Raw genomic sequence first — 21,154 nt, 5'->3', positions numbered from 1 at the left:
ATGCAGTTCGGCATTTTGAGTTTCGGTGACCTGAGGCAGGATGGGTCGGGTCAACGGCAGCACGTGAGGGATCAGCTTCGGGAGCAGCTGGAGCGCATCCAACTCGCCGAGGACGTCGGCTTGGGTTTTTACGGGATCGGCGAACACCACCTACCGGAGTACGCGGTGTCTCATCCAGGTTCGGTCCTGGCTGCCGCGGCTGCGGTGACTGACCGGATCACACTGAGCAGCGCGGTCACTGTGCTCAGCACCGAAGATCCTGTTCGGCTGTACCAAGAGTTCGCGACCATCGATCAGCTCACCTCGGGCCGAGCGGAGATCATCGCGGGGCGGGGTTCCTTCACGGAGTCGTTCCCACTGTTCGGGGCAAGCCTCGGCGACTACGACGCTCTCTATGCCGAGAAACTGGGCCTGCTCCTGCAGATCGACCGACAGAACCCCGTCAGCTGGACGGGTCAGCATCGCGCGCCGCTCGAGGACGCGTTCATCTGGCCGCGACCGTTCGGTGATCATCTCAAGGTGTCTCTCGGCACCGGCGGCAACGCGGAATCGTCGGTTCGAGCGGGGAGTCTCGGTCTCCCGATCGTGTACGCGATCATCGGTGGTGAACCCGAGCGGTTTGCGCCCCTGGTGAACCTGTACCGGGAAGTCGGAGCGGAAGCGGGGCACGGGGACCTCGAAGTGACGATGTCGGGGATCGGCCTCATCTCCGACAACTCGCAACAGGCAAAAGACGCGTACTTCCCCTACTGGCGATCGACCATGGAAGCCGGCGCGAAGTCCCGGGGGTGGCGGATACCGGGTCGTGGGGAGTACGACGAGTTCACGCGTGGTGCGAGGTCGATCCTCGCCGGAAGTCCTTCGGAGATCGTGGACCGCCTCGGCCCGGTGGTTGAGCTGACGCGCCCGGATCGGTACGGGCTCCAGATGGACTGGTCCGGTGTTCCGCATGCTGATGTCATGCGGGGCATCGAACTCCTCGGCACCGAGGTCGCACCACACTTCGCCGAGAAGTAGTAGTCGGTCAGGCCTGAGGAGTGCGGGATCGGGAGGCACGCCCCGATGCCGCGCTCCTCACAGTGTTCAGTCGTTGACGAGCACGAGCTTCCGGTGTGACCGGTGTTCTTCGAGAGCCGTGTGCGCGGCTGCAGCCTGCGCCATCGGGAACGTTTCCCGGGGGCGCATCCTCAGCTGCCCAGACGCCAGCAACGGCATTGCCATGTCGAGTGCATCGGCCGCGCGGTTGACGCCGTCAGCGAGCATCTGCACACCGCCGTGCGCTCCGGCACCTGTCAGCGTGACGATCTTTCCCGGCGCCCCGACAGCGTCGACGACCTCTTCCAACCCACCAGCAGAGATGGCGTCGAGCACCCAGTCCACCTCAACCCCGAGCGCTTTCAGGGCGTCACCGACCGGAGTCCCGGCCGGGAGGAACAACGCCCCGAGGTCCTCGACCACTGCACGGTCTCGTTCAGGAGCTGACCCGATGACGGTAGCCCCCATGGACCGCGCCAGCTGCACGGCCATCAAGCCGACGGATCCGGTCGCACCGAGCACCAGGAGCTGATCCCCCTTCGCCACGCCGAGCTGGCGGAGTGCCGCGACCGCAGCTTCCGCAGCCGTGGGCAGGGACCCTGCCTCTTCCCAACTGACGGATTCCGGCTTCGGTGTCCAAGCATCGGCGAGCACGAAGTCCGCGTAGCCGCCGAGCCGCGGAAGTCGAGCGGCCACCTCATCACCGACGCTCACTCCGGTGACACCGTCCCCAAGGGCATCCACCACGCCGGCGGCTTCGAATCCGAGGATCGCTGGCTCAGGGAGTGCGAAGAACGCGCTGAGGTCGCCGGCTCTGATGTGAAGGTCAGTGGGGCTGATCCCGGCGGCTCGAACGCTGATGCGGATCTGGCCTGGTCCTGGTACTGGGAGCGGGACGTCTCGTACCACCAGCACCTCTGGGTCTCCGTACTCGGACACCACTGTCGCTCGCATCGTTTGCGGGGTCGGTTCTGTCATCGCTGCCTCCTGAGCTTGATCGTTACCTCAAGCTTCGAGAAGGACGCCCGCTGCCGAATCCGTCAGTCGACGTACGGCCGTCACGACTTCGAGCGCAACTGATCGTTCTCGGCGACGTCACTCCTGGCTGTCAGCAGATGCGTGCTCATGAGGCGGAGGATCGGCGCAGGGTCCGATGCAGCTTGCGATTCCTGCAGCACGTCGAGGATCTCGCGGTGCCGGTACTCCTGGGTCGGAACGACAAAGGCCGGCAGCGTCCGCATCGACAGCGACAGTTGCGTCATCAGGGAATCGTGGCGGCGGATGAGTTCAAGCAGCCCTGTCGACCGAACCAGCGCGCGATGGAAGTCGATGTCCGCCTGCCCGCTCTCGTCGCTGTCACCGTCCTCGCCAGCGACCCGCATGCGATCCAGGGGTTCTCTGACGCCCTGCGGATTGACGTGGGCTCTGACCAGATGCCGCACCGCCACGGACTCGTACCCCCACCTGATGAGCTGAAGCTCGCCCAGGTCGGCTTCTGAGAACTCACGCACGCGGTAGGGATGGTGCTCTTGCTTCGACAGCAATCCCGACTGCACGAGGAGATTGCACGCATCGCGCACCGGAACCCGACTGATGCCCATGCTCTTGGCGATGACGGAGTCGCGTACTTCGCTCCCAGGAGCCAGACGCCCGTCAAGGATGCGCCGCTTCAACTCTGCGTGCACCTGCTCCGTGAGCGATTGGGTCCGCTGCACGTTGGTTTCGCTCACGACATCAGCCTACTCCCGACCAACTCTGTCGACAGTGTCGACTTCGCGAGTTATGGTTCCTCCGTGCTTCCATGCCCCGTCGAGACTCCTGAACCCCTGTTGTTCGGCAGGGCACGGGAGCGTGCGCTCCTTCTGGAGCTGGTGGGACGAAGAGGCTCCGGTGGTGCGCTCATCATCGAAGGCGAAGCGGGGATCGGCAAGAGTGCGCTTCTCGCCGACGCGGTCAGGGCCGCGGAAGCAAGAGGGGCACGGAGGCTGACGTCCACCGGACTGCAAGGACCGACACGCTCCGGTTACGGTGGGCTCCACGAGTTGCTGCATCCGCTCTTACCTCACGTGGACGCTCTGCCGAACCGTCAGCGGGTGGCGCTGCTCACGGCGTTCGGGATGGTCGACGGGCCGTCGCCGGATCGGTTGCTCGTCTCGTTGGCTGCGCTCGGGCTCCTCGAAGAAGCTGCCGCGAGACACCCACTCGTGCTGGCGATCGAGGATCTGCAGTGGCTCGACCGGTCCACCGTCGCGGTCATCAGTTTCATCTCCCTCCACGTCTCGAGCGTTCCCATCACGGTGCTCTGCACGGTGCGACCCGGCGTCGACGCAGACACACTGCCCGCTCTCGGACTCGATCGTCTCCACCTGGCCGGCTTGTCAGATGATGACGCACGCGAACTGGTCTCGGTGCTCGGTTGCGACCTGAGCGACCTTGCTCGCCGCCGCATCCTTCAGGAGTCCGCCGGCAACCCGTTGGCGCTTCGCGAGTTCATCGCTGCCGTTCGTCAGCGCGGCCCGGCAGGATCCATACTGCAAACCCGCCTGCCGATCACGAAGCGGCTCGAACGGACGTTCCTGGACCGCCTCGGCCCTCTCCCCACCGGGAGCCGATCCCTGCTCATCCTCATCGCAGCAGCAAATGGCGCAGACTTCCACGACGTCATGTCCGCAGCGCGAACACTCGACCTCACGCTCGAGGACCTCCGACCGCTCGAGGAGAACGACCTCGTATCTGTCGATGGGAGCGACCTTCGCTTCCGCCATCCGTTGATCCGGTCGGCCGCCGAGAACGCTGCTTCGACAACCGAATGGGTCGACGCCCACCTCGCCCTGGCATCAGCGATGAGCGGGCACGACAGCGCCGTATGGCACCGAGCAGCAGCAACGATCGAGCGCGACGAAACCGTCGCCGGTGAACTCGAAGCCGTCGGCCGACGCGCGTCGGAACGTGGCGCCCTCCCGGAGGCTGCGTTCGCGCTCGAGCGCGCCGCCATGGTGTCTCGCGGCGCTTCACAACGGTCTCGACGCCTGGTGCTCGCCGCAGAATCAGCCCGATCCGCGGGCCTCACCAGTGAAGCCGTTGAGCTGCTCAACCGAGCCGACTGGGCCGAGGCTGATTCGGACACACGAACGCAGGCCGTCCTCTCCCGCGTCATCCTCGCTCTGACCGCAGGGGCGCCAGTGCCCCGAGCGGTCGAGATCGCTGCAGTCCTCGCTTCGTTGCCTGGAGAAGAACACGGGCCGCGCCGAATCAAGATCCTGTGGGTGCTGGCGGTCCTGATGCGCAGCCAGCACGTGACAGTGAGTTCATGGCAAGACCTCCGCGACAAGCTCGATCGCGAGGACGAGCGAAACCCACTCCGGACAGTCGCACTCGCGTTGCTTGCACCGCTCGGTCAGGCGGCGGAGACGCGAGGGGACCTTCCTGACCTTGTTCCGCGTCTCGCCGACGACCCCCTCGCACTTGTCTCGTTGGCCATCGCTTCGGAGTCTCTCCAAGACCTCGACACAGCGCTGACCTGCTGGGGTCTGGCGCAGGAAGGATTCCACAAAAGCGGCGCTCCTGCGGACGAAATGCAGGCCATCCGTGGTCGCGCCCACCTGCTCATGCTGCGAGGGCGGGTCCGTGAGGGTCTTGCCGACGCTGAGTACGCCGAACGCATGACCGCCGAGATGCATCAGCCGCTGCTGCAGAGCATGGCTGCCGCCACCGCTGCCCGCGGTCATTCGCTCCTCGGGGACTTCGCGGCCGCGACCGCCGCCCTGATGCGCAGTGCGGAACTCGCCCAGGACAGCCAGATGGCGTTGATCGTCGCCGATGCGCGATGGGCGGCCGGCACAGTTGCACTCGCGCAGCACCGATACCGTGACGCGCTCATCGAATACACGCACATGACCGTGCACCCCACGCGCTCACTTTGGGCGATCGCGGATCGCACTGAAGCAGCAGTTCGAGCGGGTCGTCCTGATGACCTCCGCAAGAACGTGGAAGAGGCCGCTGTTGCCGCGGCTCTGTATCGTTCGCCGTTCCTCAGCGCGCTTGTTGCTCGCAGTCGCGCTCTTCTTGCCGACGACGACGCGGCGGAGTCGTACTTCGCCGAGGCTCTGGCGCTCGGCGCTCTCAGCGAATCTCCCCTTGAAGTCGCGCGAACGCAGCTCCTGTTCGGCGAATGGCTCCGCCGTCAGAAGCGGAGGAAAGACGCTTGTGCGCAACTGACCGCCGCGTTGGATCAATTCGAGACCGTTGGAGCTCAAGCCTTCATCGAGCGCGCCACCCAGGAGCTGCGGGCCGCGGGTCAGGTCAGCGCACGACCCACCGCACCTTCGACGGCGGTACAACAGCTGACACCTCAAGAACTCCAGGTCGCGCAGCTTGCCGCCGCAGGCTTGAGCAACCGCGAGATAGCGGACCGGGTTTACCTGTCCCACCGGACAGTGAGCACGCACCTGTACAAGGTGTTCCCGAAGCTCGGTATCTCGAGCCGCGGGCAGTTGCGGCACGCGTTGGGCGGAGCCACGAGCGACTGAGGCGCCCGTTGCTCATTGGTGGGAGTCGTCACCCTCTCCGGAAGCGGCGAACATTCCCGATGCGGCTTCGATTTGCAGGGCGCCTGACGGGCAGGCACGAACCGTGGCGACAATCCGTGCCGGGTCGGCGTTCTCCGGCTGCACCCATGGGCGTCTCGCAGTGTCGAACACCTCCGGCAGCTGACGGACGCAGACCGCGAAGTGACGGCAGATGCTCCCGTCCCACGTCACGATCACACCGTCCGCGGGATAGTGGTGGACCGCACTGTCAACCATGAGCACCTGCTGTGGTGCTGTCTTGAGGCGGAGACGGCGTGGAGCTTCGTGGGTCGGTGTAGCGCTGGAACTCCGGGTGCGTTGCCACGAAATGCGCTACGAACGGGCACACCGCGACGATCCGAAGCCCGTCATCCACCACTGACCGCAGGGCTTCACTGACGAGTGCACCGCCGACACCGTTGCCTTCAACGTCTCGGGCAACTTCCGTGTGGATGAACGTGCGATGTCCCTCCTCGGGTGTGTACTGCGTGAAGCCGACTTCGCGTCCGTCCAGGAGCGCGACGTATCGGTGTTCGTTCGACTGGTGGACGACGGTGAGCGTTGTCAACTGAGCCTCGATGCTTGTGGCGGGGCTGCCACCTGCGTGGCAGCCCCGCCGGACGGTCAGGAGAGAGCGACGCGCAGCGACGCGGTGGCCAGCAGCACCGCGTGCTTTGCCGCTTCCGTGTCGTGCAGCTGGTTCACCATGACGAAGTCGTGCACGATTCCACCGAAGCGGGCGTTCGTGGCCTTCACACCGGCTTCACGGAGACGTGCTGCGAACGCTTCGCCCTCATCGCGCAGGACGTCGGCTTCCGCGGTGATGATGAGCGTCTCGGGAACGACGGCGAGCTGTTCGAGCGAGGCTCGCAGCGGGGAGACGGTCGGCAGTGCCCGCTGCGCCTCATCGGTCGTGTACTGGTCCCAGAACCACTTCATGCCGTCTCGAGCGAGGAAGTAGCCCTCCGCGAACTCCTCGTAGGAGGCGGTGTCGAACGCTGCGTTGGTGACCGGGTAGAACGCGACGAGCTTGCGGAACTCGACGTCTCCACGCTCTGCAGCGAGGAGCGTCAGAGCGATGGCCATGTTGGCACCCACCGAGTCGCCAGAAACCGCCATCCGAGACGCGTCGAGTCCCTTCGAAGCGCCTTCCGTTGCGACCCAATGAGCGGCCGCGTAGGACTGCTCGAGCGCGACCGGGAAGCCGACCTCCGGGGAACGGTCGTACTCGGGGAACACCACGGCGGCTTCCGAGCCGATCGCGAGGTCTCGTACCAGACGGTCGTGCGTGTGGGCGTCACCGAAGACCCATCCGGCACCGTGCACGTAGAGGATGACCGGCAGGTTGCTGGTCGTCCCTGCGGGCTTGACGATGCGGACCTTCACCGAACCGGTCGGTCCGCCCTGGATCTCGATCCATTCCTCGTCAACGTCGGGCTTGAAGATGGGCGCGTCCTGCACCGCGTCCACTGCCTTGCGACCCTCGGCCGGCGGCAGCTGGTAGAGGAACGGGGGCATCGACGTCGCGTCGACGAAGTCCTGCGCCGCAGGCTCGAGGGCGATCTTCTTGGGGTTTCCAGACATCACGTGCTCCTGTTGCTGGGTGAGGTCGAGCGTCTGCTCGACACGATCAGCATCGAACAATGGTCCGCTCGCCGAATCCGTGAGGTGACGTATCTGACCCCCGCGCATACGTCACGTCACGGATTCGCCGCCTCGATCTGCTCCAGCACACTCGATGTCGTTCCCATTGCACGAGTTGCTGCCACCAGGAGGCGCCATGTCCGAGGTCGACGACCGACCGGCCACCCGACCACGGACTCGTTGGGCAGCCATCGCTTCTCTCGGAGCCGGCGCTTTCGTCATCGTGGCTGCTGAGTTCCTGCCCGTCGGGATCCTCCCGGAACTGGCGAAGCACTTCGGGGTGTCCCTGGGTGCGGCCAGCGCAGTGGTGCTCGTCCCGGGACTCGTCGCCGGAGTGTCAGCCCCGCTCATCGTCGCTCTCGTTCGCAACCTGGATCGGCGACTGCTCGTCCTCGCGACGACCGCTTTGCTCGTCGCGTCGAACCTGCTCACCACGGTCGCCCCGGACTTCGGTGTTCTCCTCGTGGCACGCGTTCTCGTCGGGCTGTCGCTCGGCGGATTCTGGGCGGTCGGCCCGTCACTCGGAGTGCGTCTGGCAGCCCCAGAGAAGAGCGGGGTTGCGACCTCCGTCGTGCTTGCTGGCATCTCCGCAGGCACCGTGTTGGGTCTCCCGCTCGGTCAACTTGTCTCGGCGAGCAACGGTTGGCAGAGTGCGTTCCTCGGCGCCGCTGTCGCTGCAGCCGCCGTGCTCATCTTGCAAGCGATCACCCTTCCCTCGCTCCGCGGAGCCTCGGCAGCGGTTCCCCTGCGAGCGATCGCCGCCGTCGTCGCCCGGCGTCGGTCACGCGTCGTTCTCATCGTGACCGTGTTGGCGATCACTGGACAGTTGATGGCGTCGACGTACGTGGGCGCGTACCTCGGTGCGATCCACGGTTCCAGTACTCCGCTGCTCAGCGCGCTGCTGCTCACCTACGGGATCGTCGGGCTTGCCGGGAACCTCATCGCCGGCCGCATCCGGCTGTCGTTCCCGATTCTGTTCGGGTCGGCAGCGTTCGCGCTCAGCGTCGTCCTCGCCCTGCTCCCGTTCGCCGAGTCTTCACCGGTCGCCGCGATCGCCCTCGTCGTCGCCTGGGGGCTGCTCTGGGGGGCGTACCCGTTCATGCTGCAGTCGTGGACGATCTCGCTGGTTCCTGACGCTCCCGAAGCGGGGTCAGCCGTCCTGGTGACGTTCCTGCAGCTCTCGATCGCGCTGGGGTCGGCTGTCGGTGGCCTCGTCATCTCGTTCGGCGACCTCGAGGCGGTCTTCTTCGGCGCTGCAGTGCTCCAACTCGCAGCCGCGACCACCGCTCTGACACTCGGCAGGCGGAAGAACGCGTCGCCGGTCAGGGGAACGCCCGAAGGGCCCGTCGCACCACCAGCATGAGTTCCGCGCGAGAGGCTCCACCTGCAGCCTGCACCGCCAGCCCGGCGGACACGGTGCTCACGTACTTCGCGAGCTCTTCCGGGACCTCGGTGTCGTCGAGGTCGCCCTCCTCGACAGCCCGCTTGAACCGGTCGATGAGCCGCTGTTCGCCTGACATGCGGCTCTCAGCGAGGAAGTCGACCACCCCCTGGTCGGACTCTCCCGCAACCAGACCGCCCTGGATGGACAGACAGCCCGCTGGTTTCCCTGGCGTCGTGACAGCGATCGCGTTGCTGGTCAGGTAGGTCTCCGCTACAGCCCTGGCCGTTGAGCAGGCCAGAGCGTCCTCGACGTAGGCCATGTCGACCTCCGCGTACCGCGCGAGCGCCTTGCGAAAGGTCGACTCCTTGTTGCCGAACGCCGCGTAGAGACTTGGGCGGTTGATGCCCATCGCCGACGTGAGGTCATCAAGTGACGTCCCGTTGTAGCCCTGGCGCCAGAAGACCTCCACAGCACGGTCGAGCGCATCATCCAAGTCGAACGACCGCGGCCTTCCTCGTACAGCCATGGCTGCCTCCTCCCAAAATCAGCCAGCGCGGCCGCCCTCGCGGGTTCGCACGCACCGTCCTGTCGTACGTCAGGTGACGGATTCGCCACCTGACAGTCCCCACCACAGTGGTGGTAGTCCTCACGAACAGTACCAGTCAGTACAGATTTGACAAGCACGACGATCCGTGGTTCTCTCTCGTTCTGTACCAATCAGTAAGTAACCCGGGAGGCCGGGCGACGGAAGGAAACACCATGGGAGACTTCACCAACAAGACAGCGCTTGTCACCGGCGGCACCGCGGGCATCGGCCTCGCCGTCGTCCGCCGCCTGGTCCAGGAGGGCGCTCACGTGTTCGTGGCCGGCCGCCGGCAGGAAGCACTGGACACCGTGGCCGCGGAACTCGGTGACGCAGTCACCACTGTCCGGGGAGACGTCACGAAGGCGGACGACGTCGAGAACCTCTTCGCAGCCATCCGCGAGCACGGCGCCGGACTCGACGTCGTCTTCGCGAACGCTGGGGGCGGCGAGTTCGCAGCCCTCGGTGACATCAGCTGGGAGCACTACTCGTCGACCTTCGACGGCAACGTCGGCGGTGTCATCCGGACCGTGCAGGGCGCGCTTCCACTGCTCACCGCCGGTAGCTCGATCGTCTTGACCGGCTCGAACATCGACGTCAAGGGCAGCCCCGCCTTCAGCGTCTACGCAGCCACGAAGGCCGCCGTCCGCTCCTTGGCGCGCAGCTGGGCGGCGGAACTGATCGAGCGGAAGGTCCGCGTGAACGTCGTCTCCCCGGGCCCCATCGGCACGCCCGGCCTCAGCGGTCTCGCCTCCGCTCCGGAGGAGGCGGACGCACTCCTCGAGGGTCTCGCCGCGGGCGTGCCCATGGGTCGACTCGGCAGCGCCGATGAGGTCGCAGACGCCGTCCTGTACCTCGCGTCCGACCGCGCGAGTTACGTCACCGGCGCGGAGCTCTACGTAGACGGTGGCGCCAGCCAGATCTGACGCTTGCCGCGTCATCAACGCCGCCCTGCCACGCCGCTCACAGCGGCACAGCAGGGCGGCGTCCCCATCTTCGCCGGCCTGCAGCTCGGGCCCGGACACAGCAGAGGTCGCACATGAACGAGGACCGCTCGGAAGAACCAGTTGATGCGCCTCCCCCCGCTGAGGAGGCCGCGGCTGTTCTCTCAGATCGACCGCTCGCGTTCTTCAACGCACTCCTCACGGAGCACTTCGTACTCCAGTCCGTCCGCGGGGTGACTGTATCCGAGTCGTCGTCCAGAGCGTCGATCTACCTCATGACACTTTCCAGTGCGCTCGTCGCCTACGGGTTCCTCGCGAGGACCGAGTACGCACTCGGCTATCTCGCTGTGGTGATCCCCGTGATCGTGTTGCTCGGCGTCTTCACCTACGTTCGCCTGGTGCAGACCTCACTCGAGGACGTCGCAGCCCTCATCGCGATGCAACGCATCCGGCGCTGGTACGGCAGCTTGCTCCCCGGAGCCGCTGCGTACTTCCCCCTCCCGGATGAGGCACGAGCTCCAAACGAGATGCTGGAGATCGGGTGGCGCGGCTCGTGGAGCGGAGTGTTCTTCACCCTGTCCTCGGCAATAGCGGGCGTGAACTCGATCGTTGCCGGAGCTGGCGTCGCGCTGTTCCTCGCGAAAGCGACGTCCTCAGGTACGGCGATCGGAGTCGGTATCGGTGCCACGCTCGTGCTGGTCACAGTCCACGGGCTCTACCAGGAGCGGCAGTACTCGCATCTACTCAAACTCGAGTCGAACGGCTCATAACCCACCAGCGACTCCGTCGGCAAGCACGACGCGGTAGTTGAACTCTCCTGTGCCGTACTTCCGCACTAGTGCCCAAAACAACAAACCGAGATGCTCAACCGCTCGAGAAGTCGTGATGTCGCCGAGGTCAATCTGCGCCGCTTCGCTCCACCCGATGCTGACCAGCAGGTCGCTCACAACACGTTTGGCGCGCTCGTCGTTGCCGGACAGAAACACGGTCGTCTCGCTGAGCGCCGACGGGTCGCCAGCTATGTACCCAGCCATGTTGTTCAACGACTTCACCACCAGAGACGACGGCAACAGGTCCTGCAGCTGCTCGCCGACACTGCTGTTGGGGAAGCGAAGGCCGCCATCAGAGGTGAAGGCGTTACTCACATCGAGAACCACCTTGCCTTGCAGCGCTTCCTCAAACTCGGGCAAGAACGCAAGTGCTGTCTCCCCGGGAAGCGCGACAACAATGACGTCGGCACGAGCGATGGCTTCCGCAGTGGACACCACTAGCGCGCCAGCGAGGAGTTCCTCCCTGCGGTGCCGTGACCCGAAGATGACGTCATGACCCGCGCGGACGAGAGCGGGAGCGAAATCCGTCGCGAACCGACCTGTCCCCAGGAGAGCTATGCGCATGAACACAGTGTTGCAGACGGAGGCCGCCAGGAAGCGCGACTGCTGCCTATTAGCCCGTCGGCTCGTTCGCAATACGCAGCACCGGAACTAGGGGCAGTCCGACCGAGGGCGAGCCATACCAGTGCCGTGACGTGCTGACGCTCATCGTGACCTACAGAGAGAGAGCTCCGACCGCCGGATCCGGACCGGGCTACGCGTGCCGTCCTAGTTCGCAGGCACTGGCCGGTCCGGACGGGATCGAAGGAAGCGTCGAGCTTTCGCAACCGGTGCCACCCTTCAGCACCCGGGGACGACGAAATGGCAGTTGCGACCGAGGCCGCGGTCGAGATGCCCATGACCGTCCACAAGTACGGGGCTTGTACTAGAGAGCGGCAGCGCCAGCGGCGTCATCGACTCCAGCGTGATACTGAGTCCTCATGCAACACTGTCTGACTACTTCGGCCGACCCGACGACTACAGCGGGCGGCAGCCTTTCTCGCCTCCGACGCAGGACATGGTTGTCCACCGCGGTGATCCCCGTCTCCCGAGGAGGACACCGACTGCGCGCGGAAAGCGGAAGGGCCCGGAACGCAACGCGTCCGGGCCCCGTCAACCGATCACGGCGATTCGTTACTGCTGCGCGACTGGCACGGCTTCTGCTGAGGGGACCGCTTCGCTCGACCCGCGCTTCGAACGGGTGACTTCGTCCGGGGTCTTGAGGAACGGCGTCAGGACGGCGCTCAGGATGTAGAGACCGGCGTAGATCCCGAGAACTCCTCCGGCTCCGAGCGATTCGTAGAAGAGGCCCGCGATGGCGGGAGCCACGAAGGTCGACAACCCGGCCCCGAGGTTCAGGATGCTCATCGATGCGCCCTTGTTGTCGGGAGCGAGGAGCGGGAACAGTGCCGAGAGCGGGACGTACCCGGCCATGGTGACGCCGCAGAGGCAGAGCACGAGGGTCATGAGGGTGACGTTGTGGCCGATGACCTGCGGGGTGAAGAACAGGACGACGAGGACGACGGCGTAGGCGACACCACCGACCCATCCGATGGTGCGACGCCAGCCGATCTTGTCACCGACGTACCCGAAGAACAGGTTGGCGAAGATCGCAACGGTGAAGACGAGCGACCACATCTGCAGCCACTGTGTGGTGGTGTAGCCGAAGGTGGCGAGGTAGAGCGGCATGAACACGGGCAGGCCGTACTGGGCGATCCCGTTGATCGTCTTGACGACCAGGCCGGCGGAGACCCGCGGTCGGCCGAGGAGGGTGACTGCCTTCGACAGTTCCTTGGCGCTGAACGGGTGCAGTTCGGATTTCGGGATCGTCGCCTTGTTGACGAACACACCGATGATCGTGCCGATGATGACGAAGGCCAGGCCAGTCCAGAGGACGGCGATGTGGCCGAGGACCGGGAGCACGATGGATGAGTAGAACGGTCCGACGACGCTGAGGCCGAGGGAGAACATGAACCAGAACCAGCCGGCGGCCATGCCACGGCGCTCCAACGGGGCGCTGTAGTTGATCCAGGTGAGGAACGAGAACGCGAACAGCGGGTAGCCCAGCCCGCGGATCGCGTAACAGACCAGCATGACCGGCCAGTCGAGCGCGGCGACTCCGTATCCGATGAACCCGACGCTGCCGACGACGAAGGCGCCGGTGGCGATGAGCATGACCTTGCGGGGGCCGAGCGTCTGCACGAGGACACCGGAGAGCCAGGCTGCGATCGCGACGGTGATGCCGTACACGGTGATCAGGAGCGCGGTGTCGGGCACGGCGACTCCCCGGGAGACGAGCCACGGGGAGATCCAGCCTTGCTCGACTCCGTCGCCGATCATGAAGAACACGAGGCCGATGTAGCCCCAGATGAGGTTGCTCGGCAGACCGATACGGTCCAGTACACGGTTCACGTGAGAACCGACCTTTCAATTCACGTCATTGGGAAAGTGTGTTCAGGTGCACGCCTTCGGCGTGCGACGGGCCGACCGGCTGAAGTCCGCCACCGGTCGGCCCGGGTGTTCAGCGCGTCAGTTCGGCGGCGTACTTGGCAGCGCCGATGCCGAGGAGCTCGTTCCGGAGCTGCTGCGCGGCGATGCCGTCCTGCGACCGGATCACGTCCGTGATGCGGTCGACGCCGACGGCCTTCACCTTCTCGAAGAACAGCTCGACGGTGGCGCGGTTGGTCTCCGCCTCGTCCTGCGCGTCCTCCCGGATCGGGAAGGTGTCGAAGTAGATGACGCCATCCCACTCGTAGCGGAGGAGGAAGTAGATCATCTCCATCGTCTCGAACGGGTGGATCGAGCCGATCAGCAGGCCGTCGTCGTGGGCGTTGTTGCCGTCGTTGAGGTGGATGCCGAACAGCTTGCCGTCCTCGAGCAGGAGCGAGGCACCGAAGCCGGGCTGGTCGCCGGCCATGAGCATGTGCGCGAAGTCGAGCGTCGCGCCGAGGTTGGGTCGGTCGATCCGCTTGATGATGTCGAGGGTCTGGCCGAAGCTGTTGATCATCGAGTGCACGCGCTCTTCGTAGGGCTTGTACTCGATGCTGATGCGAAAGTCGGGGCGGTAGTCGGCGAGTTCCTGGAACGCCTCGACGATGCGCTGCAGGTCCTTGGCGTAGTCCTTCTGGAACGTGAAGTCATAGCCGTCGAAGCCGAGCCAGACGGTGAGCAGGTCGCTGCCGCAGGTGGCAGACGCGTCGATGGCTTCCTTCGCGAGGTCGATCGCAGCCCGACGGATCGTTTCGTCCGGGTTGCTGAACTCGCCCGCGACGAACTGCTTCCGGAACCGGGTCGCGGTCCCGTTGAGGGTAAGCCCGAGTTCATCGAGCAGCGCTTTCATGGCGGCAGGGTCGAGGTTCTCGAAGTGCTCGGGGTAGTTGAGGTCGACGTAGTCGATGGCGTCGGTCGCGGCGACGCGGCGGAGGGCGGCGGACACGTCGCCGCCGCTGACGAATGAGTTGAGACGAGTAGCGAACTTCATGGCGGCGAACGTAACAGGGATGACAACCGTGGTCAACTTTTTCCGTTCTGCGTCATTGCGGACGCGGTTCGGTTGACAACAGTGGTCAGCGGCGTCGTATGCTCGACGGGCCGTCCTCGGCGCTGAGCGCAGCGGATGGCACGAACCGGCTGGCTTCGACCAGCGACACGACGAGGTGGAGGTCCCCATGGCGAGCGGTCACGTTCTGGTCATCGGCAGCGTGAACTACGACTACATCGTCACGCAGGACCGGCTTCCACGCCGGGGCGAGACGTACGTCGCATCGGATCTCCGTGGAGCCTTCGGCGGCAAGGGAGCGAACCAGGCGGTGCAGGCTGCTCGCCTGGGCTCGCAGGTGCGATTCATCGGCTCGACCGGTGGTGATCAGCTCGGGCAGATCAGCCTCGACAACCTGCGGAGTCAGGGCGTCGAGTGCCACATGCGTCCGACCGATCTCGGCAACGGACTCGGCATCGTTCACGTCACCGGCGAAGGCGATGTCTACGCGACGATCTTCGAGGGTGCCAACGGTGCTGTCGACGCGGCGTGGGTCGAGGAGAACCGGGAGCTGTTCGCCGGCGCTGGTGCTGCGGTGATCCAGAACGAGATCCCCGCGGAGGCGAACGAGCGTGCCGTGCAACTCGCAGTGGCCGCAGGTACCCCCGTGATCTACAACGCAGCACCGGCTCGCCCGGTGCCGACCCGCGTGAGCCGTCAGTGCGCATGGTTCGTCGTCAACGAAGACGAGGCTGCCGCCTACATCGGCCGTGACCTCGGCGACGTCCACGACGACCGGGCCATGCGCGAAGCTGTCGACCGGCTGCGCGACTACTGCTCCAGCGTCGTCCTCACCCTCGGAAGCCGAGGCTGCTATGTTGCGACCGGCGAGGACGTCGTCTTCATTGAAGCGATCCCGACCCACGCCGTCGACTCCACTGGCGCTGGAGACTCCTTCATTGGAGCCTTCGCCCACGCGCTCGTCGGCGGTGCCGACCCCTTCGCCGCGGCGGCAGACGCATCACGTGTCGCGTCGATCACCGTCGAAGGTCTCGGAGCACAGTCCAGCATGCCTACCCACGAGGTGCTCAGCCGTGAAGTCCTTTGAGCGACACCAGCTCATCCTCGACCAAGCATCATCCGGAGAACCGGTCACCATCGATGCGTTGATCGACGCCACCGGCGCATCACCATCGACAGTACGACGCGACATCAAAGCGCTCGAGGAAACCGGACGCATCGTCAGCCTCCGTGGAGGGGCGATCCGGCTCGAAGACGCAGCAACCGAAGTGCCCGTTGCCGCGAAGTCGTTGATCAACCCCGACGAGAAGCGTTCGATCGCAGAAGCGGCCGCCGCCCTCATCAGCGACGGGGACACGATCTACCTCGACTCAGGGACGACAGCGACAGAGGTCATGCGTGCGCTGCACGGCATCACCGTGCACGTCATCACGTCGAACACGCACGCACTCGCGCTCCCCATCGCGCCGACCGTGACGGTGACAGTCCTCGGCGGTGACCTCCTGCCCGACATCGGTTCCGTCGCCGGCCCCATCACAGACCGTGAACTCAACGACCTCTACTTCGACAAGGCCTTCATCGGCGTGACCGGCATCGACGCGGATGCCGGTGTCACCACCTTCGACATCCGCGAAGCGACGAAGAAGCGAGTCGTGCACGCACATAGCCGGCACACGTACGTCCTCGCCGACAGCAGCAAGTTCGACCACATCTCGCTCTGCCACGCGTTCCCCCTCGCCGACTGCACCGTCATTACCGACAAACAGGGAGACGTACTGTCCGCAGCAGGCGCCGCAGTCATCGCCACCTGACACGGAAGGTCTCATCACGTGAGACGTCTGCACTCGACTGACCACGAACGGGACCAACGGCAGCGCCCTCAGTCACCCATTCGCTAGGTGGCACTGACGGCCCTCTGCTGCTGGCGCTGGCGGCAACAGGGACGATCCCAAAGCGCCGATTCGTTCCGTGCGTGGGGTCGCCCGGGGCGGGGCGAGGGGTTGATCACCCACCCCACCACCCGCGGCGGGTGGTGGGGTCAGCTCGTAGTTGAGGTCGCCATCTCGTCGAGCAGCCGGGGTGGAGGCTAACTCTCACACCTCGATCGAGTGATCGTCGAATGAGTCGAAGTCGGGAACGTTGAAGGGGCTGGAGAGGTCGCCGTCGTCTCGGTCCTCGTCGGGGACGTCGTCAACCTCGAACGTGATCGGCACACCGGGGGTGACGACCACGTCCAGCGACCGGTTGCCGTACAGGGTGACTTTTACGAGGACCGCGCGAGCGCGGTCGGCTTCCACAACGGCCGTTTCAAGCGTGTGCAGGTCCTGGCCTTGCGCCAGCGGGTATGCGGTTCCATCGACGTTCATCGTGATCCGACGCAAAAGGGGCCCTGTCTGTTCAGCAGGCCCAAGTGAGCTGCGGTGGCCGACCAGCCACCGACAACAGAACGCCCGGCTCCTCGAGCTTCGCGAACAGCTCCGCATATCTCTCTGCCCGCCTCTTGGCGGCCTTCTCTAGTGCAGAGCCTCCTTGCCATGAGCCAGCCGTCCATAGACCAGCCTCGACGAGATACTTGAAGACAGGCACGTACGTCGTGATTGGCAGCTTGGGATACACCTTGGAGATGACCAGATCCGCAGGCAAATCTCAAGCAGGGCTCTGTAGCACGTCATCGAAAAGGTCCTGACGGGTGAGTCCGACGATGCCAACTGCCGTCATCTTCGCTCCGACGCCAAAAACGACGTCCAACCCGCTAGGTATTCATCATCGAGCGAGGTCGCGGCGCCCCAGCTGGGGGCGTACTCGTCGGAGTCCTATGCTCGGTGTAGCTCCGGTCCTCCGAGTGACACATCTGTGCAGGTCAGCCGCACCGCGAAGTACGCCGCAGGCACATCGCTGCCTACGGAGACGTCGAGCAGCTCGCCCGCGTCGCCGTCGAGCCCGGTCGCTTCGGAATTCGCGGCGGGAGGCCTCACGTAGGTTCTCGCTTTCTTCGACGCCGCCTCCGGGGAGCACGCAGTAGCTCCGGCCGTCCTTGAGCCGTCGGATCACGAGCACCTGCTCGTCGTGCACGACGACTTCCGATAAGCAGTCACGCTGGCGGTCAACGCCGATACGAGACAAACTGAGGCCGGAACTGAGAATCTGAAGAACTTCCAGACATTTTCACCCGCCTAGTCACACGAAACTGAGTCGACGGACTCACTACTTGTCGCCAACTCCGCTCGCGAGTCTCGGCGACGGCGCGCGTGTCACTCGATTCGACCAAACATCTTGTCGCCGTTTCGACGGCGCTAGGGCGGTCTCGATAGCCGATAACGGTTCGGACGGTAGACAGGGCCATGCCTTCCTCCGACGACGTCCCACACCTCTTGCAGACGGTCATCGACACGCCTGCACCGCGCGAGCTGGCCGAGTTCTACCGGTCGCTCCTGGGTCTCCGGTACCGCGATGGTGACGCACCCGACGCCGACGAGTCGGAGCAGCCCGAGTGGTTGGTGCTGACCGCCGACGACGGAACTCGCCGCCTGGCCTTCCAACTCGCTCCTGACCTGCCACGACCACAGTGGCCGACAGGCTCACCCCCGCAGATGCTCCACCTCGACCTCACCGTGGACTCGACAGCAGCCCTCGAACAGCAACGGGCTCGCGCCCTACGCCTCGGAGCGGCAGTTTTGAATGATCGATCCGCCGATGTCGACGAACCCCTCATTGTCTTCGCTGACCCTTCCGGGCACCCCTTCTGCATCTTCGTCGCACCGCGCACCGCGTCCCGATCGCTTTGCGATCAAGGACGGAGCCGAGAACGTCGATAGCCGACCGCGGCGCTCGCGAGGATGACGACGGCGCAGGCGAGCGTGACCCAAGCGAACACGTTGACCGAGCCGGTCGTGAAGAGAACGACTGCGGCTGCGCCGAACACGAGTCCAAGCAGCAGGAACACGAGCCATACGGCGTTCGGTCGAGTCATGAGACGAAGATACCGGCGCCCGACGACGGGCTTCGAGTTACGGCCTGCGTCCGAAAGACGATCGGCCAACGGGCCGTTCCATGGGCTTGACTGGGTGGCCATGAGCCCGCGAAGCAATCGACCACCGCTGATGAGCTGGGGCGCTTCTCGTTCTTGGCCGCGACAGCGGTCGTCGTGGGTGTTGTGCTGCTAGCGGGTGCTGTTGTTGCAGCGCAGGGACGTCTTATCGGCGGTGATGATGGAGTTGGGTGCCTGACGGACCCTGCTGTTGTGGGTGCTGAGTTCGAGGAGGAGGTCGGGATCAGTGTCACCCCGTCGTACTGGCCGCTTGGCACCGACTGCACGCTCGTCGGACCGTCGGACCGTAGCGCAGTCGTCGCCGAGAGTGACTGGGCGATGACAGCTGTTGCTCTCACGGGCATGGGTCTGGGAGCGGGACCAGTGCTCCTCCTGCCGTTTACGAGTCTCGGAAGACGTCGCATCGTTCGATCGGGTGACCGTTAGCCGATCGTGCTGCGGGACGCCTCCAGCGCCTTATGGTGCTGCTTGATGATCAAGCAGTGCGTAAGCACCTTCGACCGGTGGCGATGTGAGCGGGAAGTCGATCACGTCGGCGACCATGAGCAGATCATCGGCCACGAGCGCACCAGATGGAATGAGAACGCGGCGGGCAAGCAGCTGCGCGATCTGCGGTCACAGCGGTCCGCCCAATAGCGGATCGTCTACCGGCACACCGAATTGAGGCGCATCGACGCCGAGGAGTCACTTGGCGAGCTGCGCTGGCCGTAGACGGTCCACGAGGAAGACTGCCACCACCCCGAGCATGATGATCGCGCCTTTTCAATCGACAGCACCGGGCACCGGGCACCAGGCACCAGGCACCAGGCACCAGGCACCAGGCACCAGGCACCGGGCACCGGGCACCGGGCACCGGGAGGAAGACTTCCCATCCGCTCATAGGAGACGGACTGAAGCTTCCAACGACCTGCACCGATGGTGCTACAGGATGCGGTACCTGACCTGACGCAGTTCTCGAAGTCGGCTTGCTGGGAGGCCCCCGGCCCTCGCGACTGCGCTGATGGGCGACCCAACGTGCAATGGATGCCTCGATCGGGTCGGATGAGCGTCGACGAGGAGGACGCTGTTCCGTTTCCCAGAAGAGTTGGTGGGCATCCAACCAGGACTTCCACACTGCGTCCCTCGGGTCCCATGTGAACCCCGGCAGGATTTCGAGTCGCGCCCGCTGGTACTCGGTCATGCCCGCACGCGTCGACGGTCGGCGCTGGTAGGCGAGTCGGTCGACGAGGCGCTGCTCTTCGGTTCGCGGGCGTGGACGAGCAGCGCTCGCGGACGGTAGCCGGCCAGTCGCCGCCGTGAAGGCGTCGAGGTCGTGCACCGTCGTCACCCATCGCTGGACGGAGGCCGTGGGTATCGGGTCCTCACCGACGTCTGCGAGGTAGTAGTCGAGGCTGCGGCGCTGATCGGGGGTGAGCTGGTTGGCCGGCATGGTCGCGATCGCTGCCCATCGGTCGCGCAGGCGAACAAATCGGGGGTTCGGGGTCGACACGGCGGTCCTTTCCGAGCCCGCGGGTCGGCCTCGAAAGCGCTATGCGCGGACGGGTGCTCGATCCGGTAGGCGCGCTGATCCAGACCCACTTGGAGCCAAGAACAGGACGACTTTGGACGGGCGGATCACTACGGTTCTGACGTCCACCGTCTGAAAGGCCGACTCCTGTGTCCTACCCAGAACGCACATCCGCGACGTACACGCCGCTGCTCGCACTGCCTTGGTGGGACACGGTAGGGCCCTTCCTCACACCGCTCGTGGAAGACGCAGCCGACCATCTCGACCTCGACCCGCGTTTGCTCTACCCAGTGGTCACCCCGTTCGTTCTCTGGTGCTGGCAGGACCGGGGGCTCGACCTCGAGCCTGGTCAGGTCTTCCGGCAAGCCGTGATCGAACAGTTCGTTGCCACAGGGATGCCCGACTACGCGCGAGGAAGCCGCAACACCTTCCGAGGACGTCTTCTCCGGGTCGCGAACGTCGTGGGGACGGCTTCTCAGCGTGACCTCCGGCCCATCGGCAGATCGGCGCCGACGACGCCGTACTCGACCGCCGACATCGCTCGCTTGTGGTCCTGGTCAACTTCACAGAACACGCCCGCGCGTCAGACAGATGCGCGGGTGCTCCTCGCATTGGGGCTCGGGTGCGGTCTCGCTGCTCGAGAGGTACTCAACCTCCGCGTGCGCGACATCAGCCCTGACGGCTCGTTGGTCACCGTTCCTTCAGGGCGCCAGCGCACCGTCAGCGTCGATGGCCTCTGGCGCGCTCCGCTTGCTGATCGCGTCGTAGCGGCGGGCAGGGACGAGTGGGCCTTCAGGCGTCGCCGCAACTCCGTGGACGTCGGTCAGATCACCGATTTCGTGCAACGACATCGAACCGCCGAGGACATTCGTGTTGTGCGGATGCGCGCCACCTGGCTGGCGGGGAGGATCCGCGCGGGCCAACCGACCACAGACCTCTTGCGTGAGGCTGGCCTCACCCGGTTCGCCGCGCTAGATCGGTACCGAAGCAGTCCCTGACCTGGGCAAAGCCCCTCAGCTCACAGGTGGGTTGGGGCTCGCGGTATAGGGCGCTCGTGATCAAGAACACGAACC

The 21,154-nt window shown here is 65.3% G+C and carries 21 protein-coding genes; 9 read left to right on the top strand and 12 right to left on the bottom strand.

The features are described from left to right. Window positions 1-1,017 carry an LLM class flavin-dependent oxidoreductase gene (locus tag DEJ24_RS12670; RefSeq protein ID WP_111078912.1) on the top strand — a complete coding sequence of 339 codons (1,017 nt, stop codon included), beginning with the start codon at window positions 1-3 and terminating at the stop codon, window positions 1,015-1,017. A gap of 66 nt (window positions 1,018-1,083) precedes the next feature. Here the strand turns inward: DEJ24_RS12670 and DEJ24_RS12665 are convergent, their stop codons facing one another. Together DEJ24_RS12665 and DEJ24_RS12660 are read right to left on the bottom strand one after the other, a co-directional pair. Then, window positions 1,084-2,013, bottom strand: a complete 930-nt coding sequence (locus tag DEJ24_RS12665; protein ID WP_220036718.1) for an NADP-dependent oxidoreductase — start codon at window positions 2,011-2,013, stop codon at window positions 1,084-1,086. A gap of 80 nt (window positions 2,014-2,093) precedes the next feature. Next, window positions 2,094-2,765 carry a GntR family transcriptional regulator gene (locus tag DEJ24_RS12660; RefSeq protein WP_111078911.1) on the bottom strand — a complete coding sequence of 224 codons (672 nt, stop codon included), beginning with the start codon at window positions 2,763-2,765 and terminating at the stop codon, window positions 2,094-2,096. Between DEJ24_RS12660 and DEJ24_RS12655 the strand changes: the two genes are divergently transcribed. Continuing rightward, window positions 2,715-5,564: an AAA family ATPase gene (locus DEJ24_RS12655; protein ID WP_258374810.1), complete on the top strand. Its 2,850-nt coding sequence runs from the start codon at window positions 2,715-2,717 to the stop codon at window positions 5,562-5,564. The two genes, DEJ24_RS12660 and DEJ24_RS12655, sit on opposite strands and share 51 nt — an antisense overlap. Before the next feature lie 12 nt (window positions 5,565-5,576). On the opposite strand, the gene DEJ24_RS17420 is transcribed toward DEJ24_RS12655, so the two are convergent. Genes DEJ24_RS17420 through DEJ24_RS12640 form a run of 3 tightly spaced genes read right to left on the bottom strand, consistent with a single transcriptional unit; the run spans window position 5,577 to window position 7,187 of the window. Further along, window positions 5,577-5,840, bottom strand: a complete 264-nt coding sequence (locus DEJ24_RS17420; RefSeq protein WP_111078909.1) for a (4Fe-4S)-binding protein — start codon at window positions 5,838-5,840, stop codon at window positions 5,577-5,579. Then, window positions 5,833-6,171, bottom strand: a complete 339-nt coding sequence (locus DEJ24_RS12645; protein WP_181436599.1) for a GNAT family N-acetyltransferase — start codon at window positions 6,169-6,171, stop codon at window positions 5,833-5,835. Before DEJ24_RS12645 ends, DEJ24_RS17420 begins: the two co-directional genes overlap by 8 nt. Before the next feature lie 56 nt (window positions 6,172-6,227). Continuing rightward, entirely contained in the window at window positions 6,228-7,187 is a 960-nt protein-coding gene (locus tag DEJ24_RS12640; RefSeq protein ID WP_111078945.1) for an alpha/beta hydrolase, read from the bottom strand. Window positions 7,188-7,383: 196 nt separating this feature from the next. Between DEJ24_RS12640 and DEJ24_RS12635 the strand changes: the two genes are divergently transcribed. Next, window positions 7,384-8,610 (top strand): MFS transporter, encoded by a 1,227-nt coding sequence (locus tag DEJ24_RS12635; protein WP_181436598.1) that lies wholly within the window; start codon window positions 7,384-7,386, stop codon window positions 8,608-8,610. Here DEJ24_RS12635 and DEJ24_RS12630 read toward each other — a convergent pair. After that, window positions 8,570-9,157, bottom strand: coding sequence for a TetR/AcrR family transcriptional regulator (locus tag DEJ24_RS12630; RefSeq protein WP_111078906.1), 588 nt, complete (start codon window positions 9,155-9,157; stop codon window positions 8,570-8,572). The two genes, DEJ24_RS12635 and DEJ24_RS12630, sit on opposite strands and share 41 nt — an antisense overlap. A gap of 233 nt (window positions 9,158-9,390) precedes the next feature. Here DEJ24_RS12630 and DEJ24_RS12625 point away from each other — a divergent pair, with 233 nt between their 5' ends. Together DEJ24_RS12625 and DEJ24_RS12620 are read left to right on the top strand one after the other, a co-directional pair. Further along, window positions 9,391-10,140 carry an SDR family NAD(P)-dependent oxidoreductase gene (locus DEJ24_RS12625; protein WP_111078905.1) on the top strand — a complete coding sequence of 250 codons (750 nt, stop codon included), beginning with the start codon at window positions 9,391-9,393 and terminating at the stop codon, window positions 10,138-10,140. Window positions 10,141-10,253: 113 nt separating this feature from the next. Beyond that, the gene (locus DEJ24_RS12620; protein ID WP_111044989.1) at window positions 10,254-10,928 is read left to right on the top strand and encodes a hypothetical protein; all 675 of its coding nucleotides are present in this window, start codon (window positions 10,254-10,256) and stop codon (window positions 10,926-10,928) included. Here the strand turns inward: DEJ24_RS12620 and DEJ24_RS12615 are convergent. The 3 genes from DEJ24_RS12615 to DEJ24_RS12605 form a co-directional block, all read right to left on the bottom strand. Then, a complete protein-coding gene (locus tag DEJ24_RS12615; RefSeq protein ID WP_146242625.1) occupies window positions 10,923-11,552 on the bottom strand; it encodes an NADPH-dependent F420 reductase in 630 nt (209 codons plus the stop codon). The genes DEJ24_RS12620 and DEJ24_RS12615 overlap by 6 nt on opposite strands. 609 nt (window positions 11,553-12,161) lie before the next feature. Further along, a complete protein-coding gene (locus DEJ24_RS12610; RefSeq protein WP_220034049.1) occupies window positions 12,162-13,439 on the bottom strand; it encodes an MFS transporter in 1,278 nt (425 codons plus the stop codon). A 109-nt stretch (window positions 13,440-13,548) separates the two neighbouring features. Then, a complete protein-coding gene (locus DEJ24_RS12605; protein WP_181432958.1) occupies window positions 13,549-14,508 on the bottom strand; it encodes a sugar phosphate isomerase/epimerase in 960 nt (319 codons plus the stop codon). A 187-nt stretch (window positions 14,509-14,695) separates the two neighbouring features. Between DEJ24_RS12605 and DEJ24_RS12600 the strand changes: the two genes are divergently transcribed. Both DEJ24_RS12600 and DEJ24_RS12595 read left to right on the top strand, forming a co-directional pair. Further along, complete coding sequence (locus DEJ24_RS12600) at window positions 14,696-15,613, top strand: ribokinase (protein ID WP_111078902.1); 918 nt, start codon at window positions 14,696-14,698, stop codon at window positions 15,611-15,613. After that, window positions 15,600-16,337 (top strand): DeoR/GlpR family DNA-binding transcription regulator, encoded by a 738-nt coding sequence (locus DEJ24_RS12595; protein WP_181432959.1) that lies wholly within the window; start codon window positions 15,600-15,602, stop codon window positions 16,335-16,337. The genes DEJ24_RS12600 and DEJ24_RS12595 overlap by 14 nt, the downstream gene beginning before the upstream one ends. A 282-nt stretch (window positions 16,338-16,619) precedes the next feature. On the opposite strand, the gene DEJ24_RS12590 is transcribed toward DEJ24_RS12595, so the two are convergent. Both DEJ24_RS12590 and DEJ24_RS17415 read right to left on the bottom strand, forming a co-directional pair. Then, the gene (locus tag DEJ24_RS12590; protein WP_146242627.1) at window positions 16,620-16,892 is read right to left on the bottom strand and encodes a hypothetical protein; all 273 of its coding nucleotides are present in this window, start codon (window positions 16,890-16,892) and stop codon (window positions 16,620-16,622) included. Window positions 16,893-17,289: 397 nt separating this feature from the next. Then, window positions 17,290-17,598 carry an NUDIX domain-containing protein gene (locus DEJ24_RS17415; RefSeq protein ID WP_181432960.1) on the bottom strand — a complete coding sequence of 103 codons (309 nt, stop codon included), beginning with the start codon at window positions 17,596-17,598 and terminating at the stop codon, window positions 17,290-17,292. A 269-nt stretch (window positions 17,599-17,867) separates the two neighbouring features. On the opposite strand from DEJ24_RS17415, the gene DEJ24_RS12580 reads away from it, so the two are divergent. After that, window positions 17,868-18,341, top strand: coding sequence for a VOC family protein (locus DEJ24_RS12580; protein ID WP_111078898.1), 474 nt, complete (start codon window positions 17,868-17,870; stop codon window positions 18,339-18,341). Here the strand turns inward: DEJ24_RS12580 and DEJ24_RS16620 are convergent. Continuing rightward, window positions 18,314-18,496, bottom strand: a complete 183-nt coding sequence (locus DEJ24_RS16620) for a hypothetical protein (protein WP_146234129.1) — start codon at window positions 18,494-18,496, stop codon at window positions 18,314-18,316. The genes DEJ24_RS12580 and DEJ24_RS16620 overlap by 28 nt on opposite strands. Window positions 18,497-20,320: 1,824 nt before the next feature. On the opposite strand from DEJ24_RS16620, the gene DEJ24_RS12565 reads away from it, so the two are divergent. Continuing rightward, complete coding sequence (locus DEJ24_RS12565; protein ID WP_111078895.1) at window positions 20,321-21,079, top strand: hypothetical protein; 759 nt, start codon at window positions 20,321-20,323, stop codon at window positions 21,077-21,079. Window positions 21,080-21,154: the final 75 nt, after the last annotated feature.

It is taken from the genome of Curtobacterium sp. MCPF17_001 (genome assembly GCF_003234615.1).
Lineage (GTDB): Bacteria > Actinomycetota > Actinomycetes > Actinomycetales > Microbacteriaceae > Curtobacterium.
The sequence above is the reverse complement of the archived record's forward strand: the minus strand, read 5'-3'. Positions and strand labels throughout refer to the sequence as shown.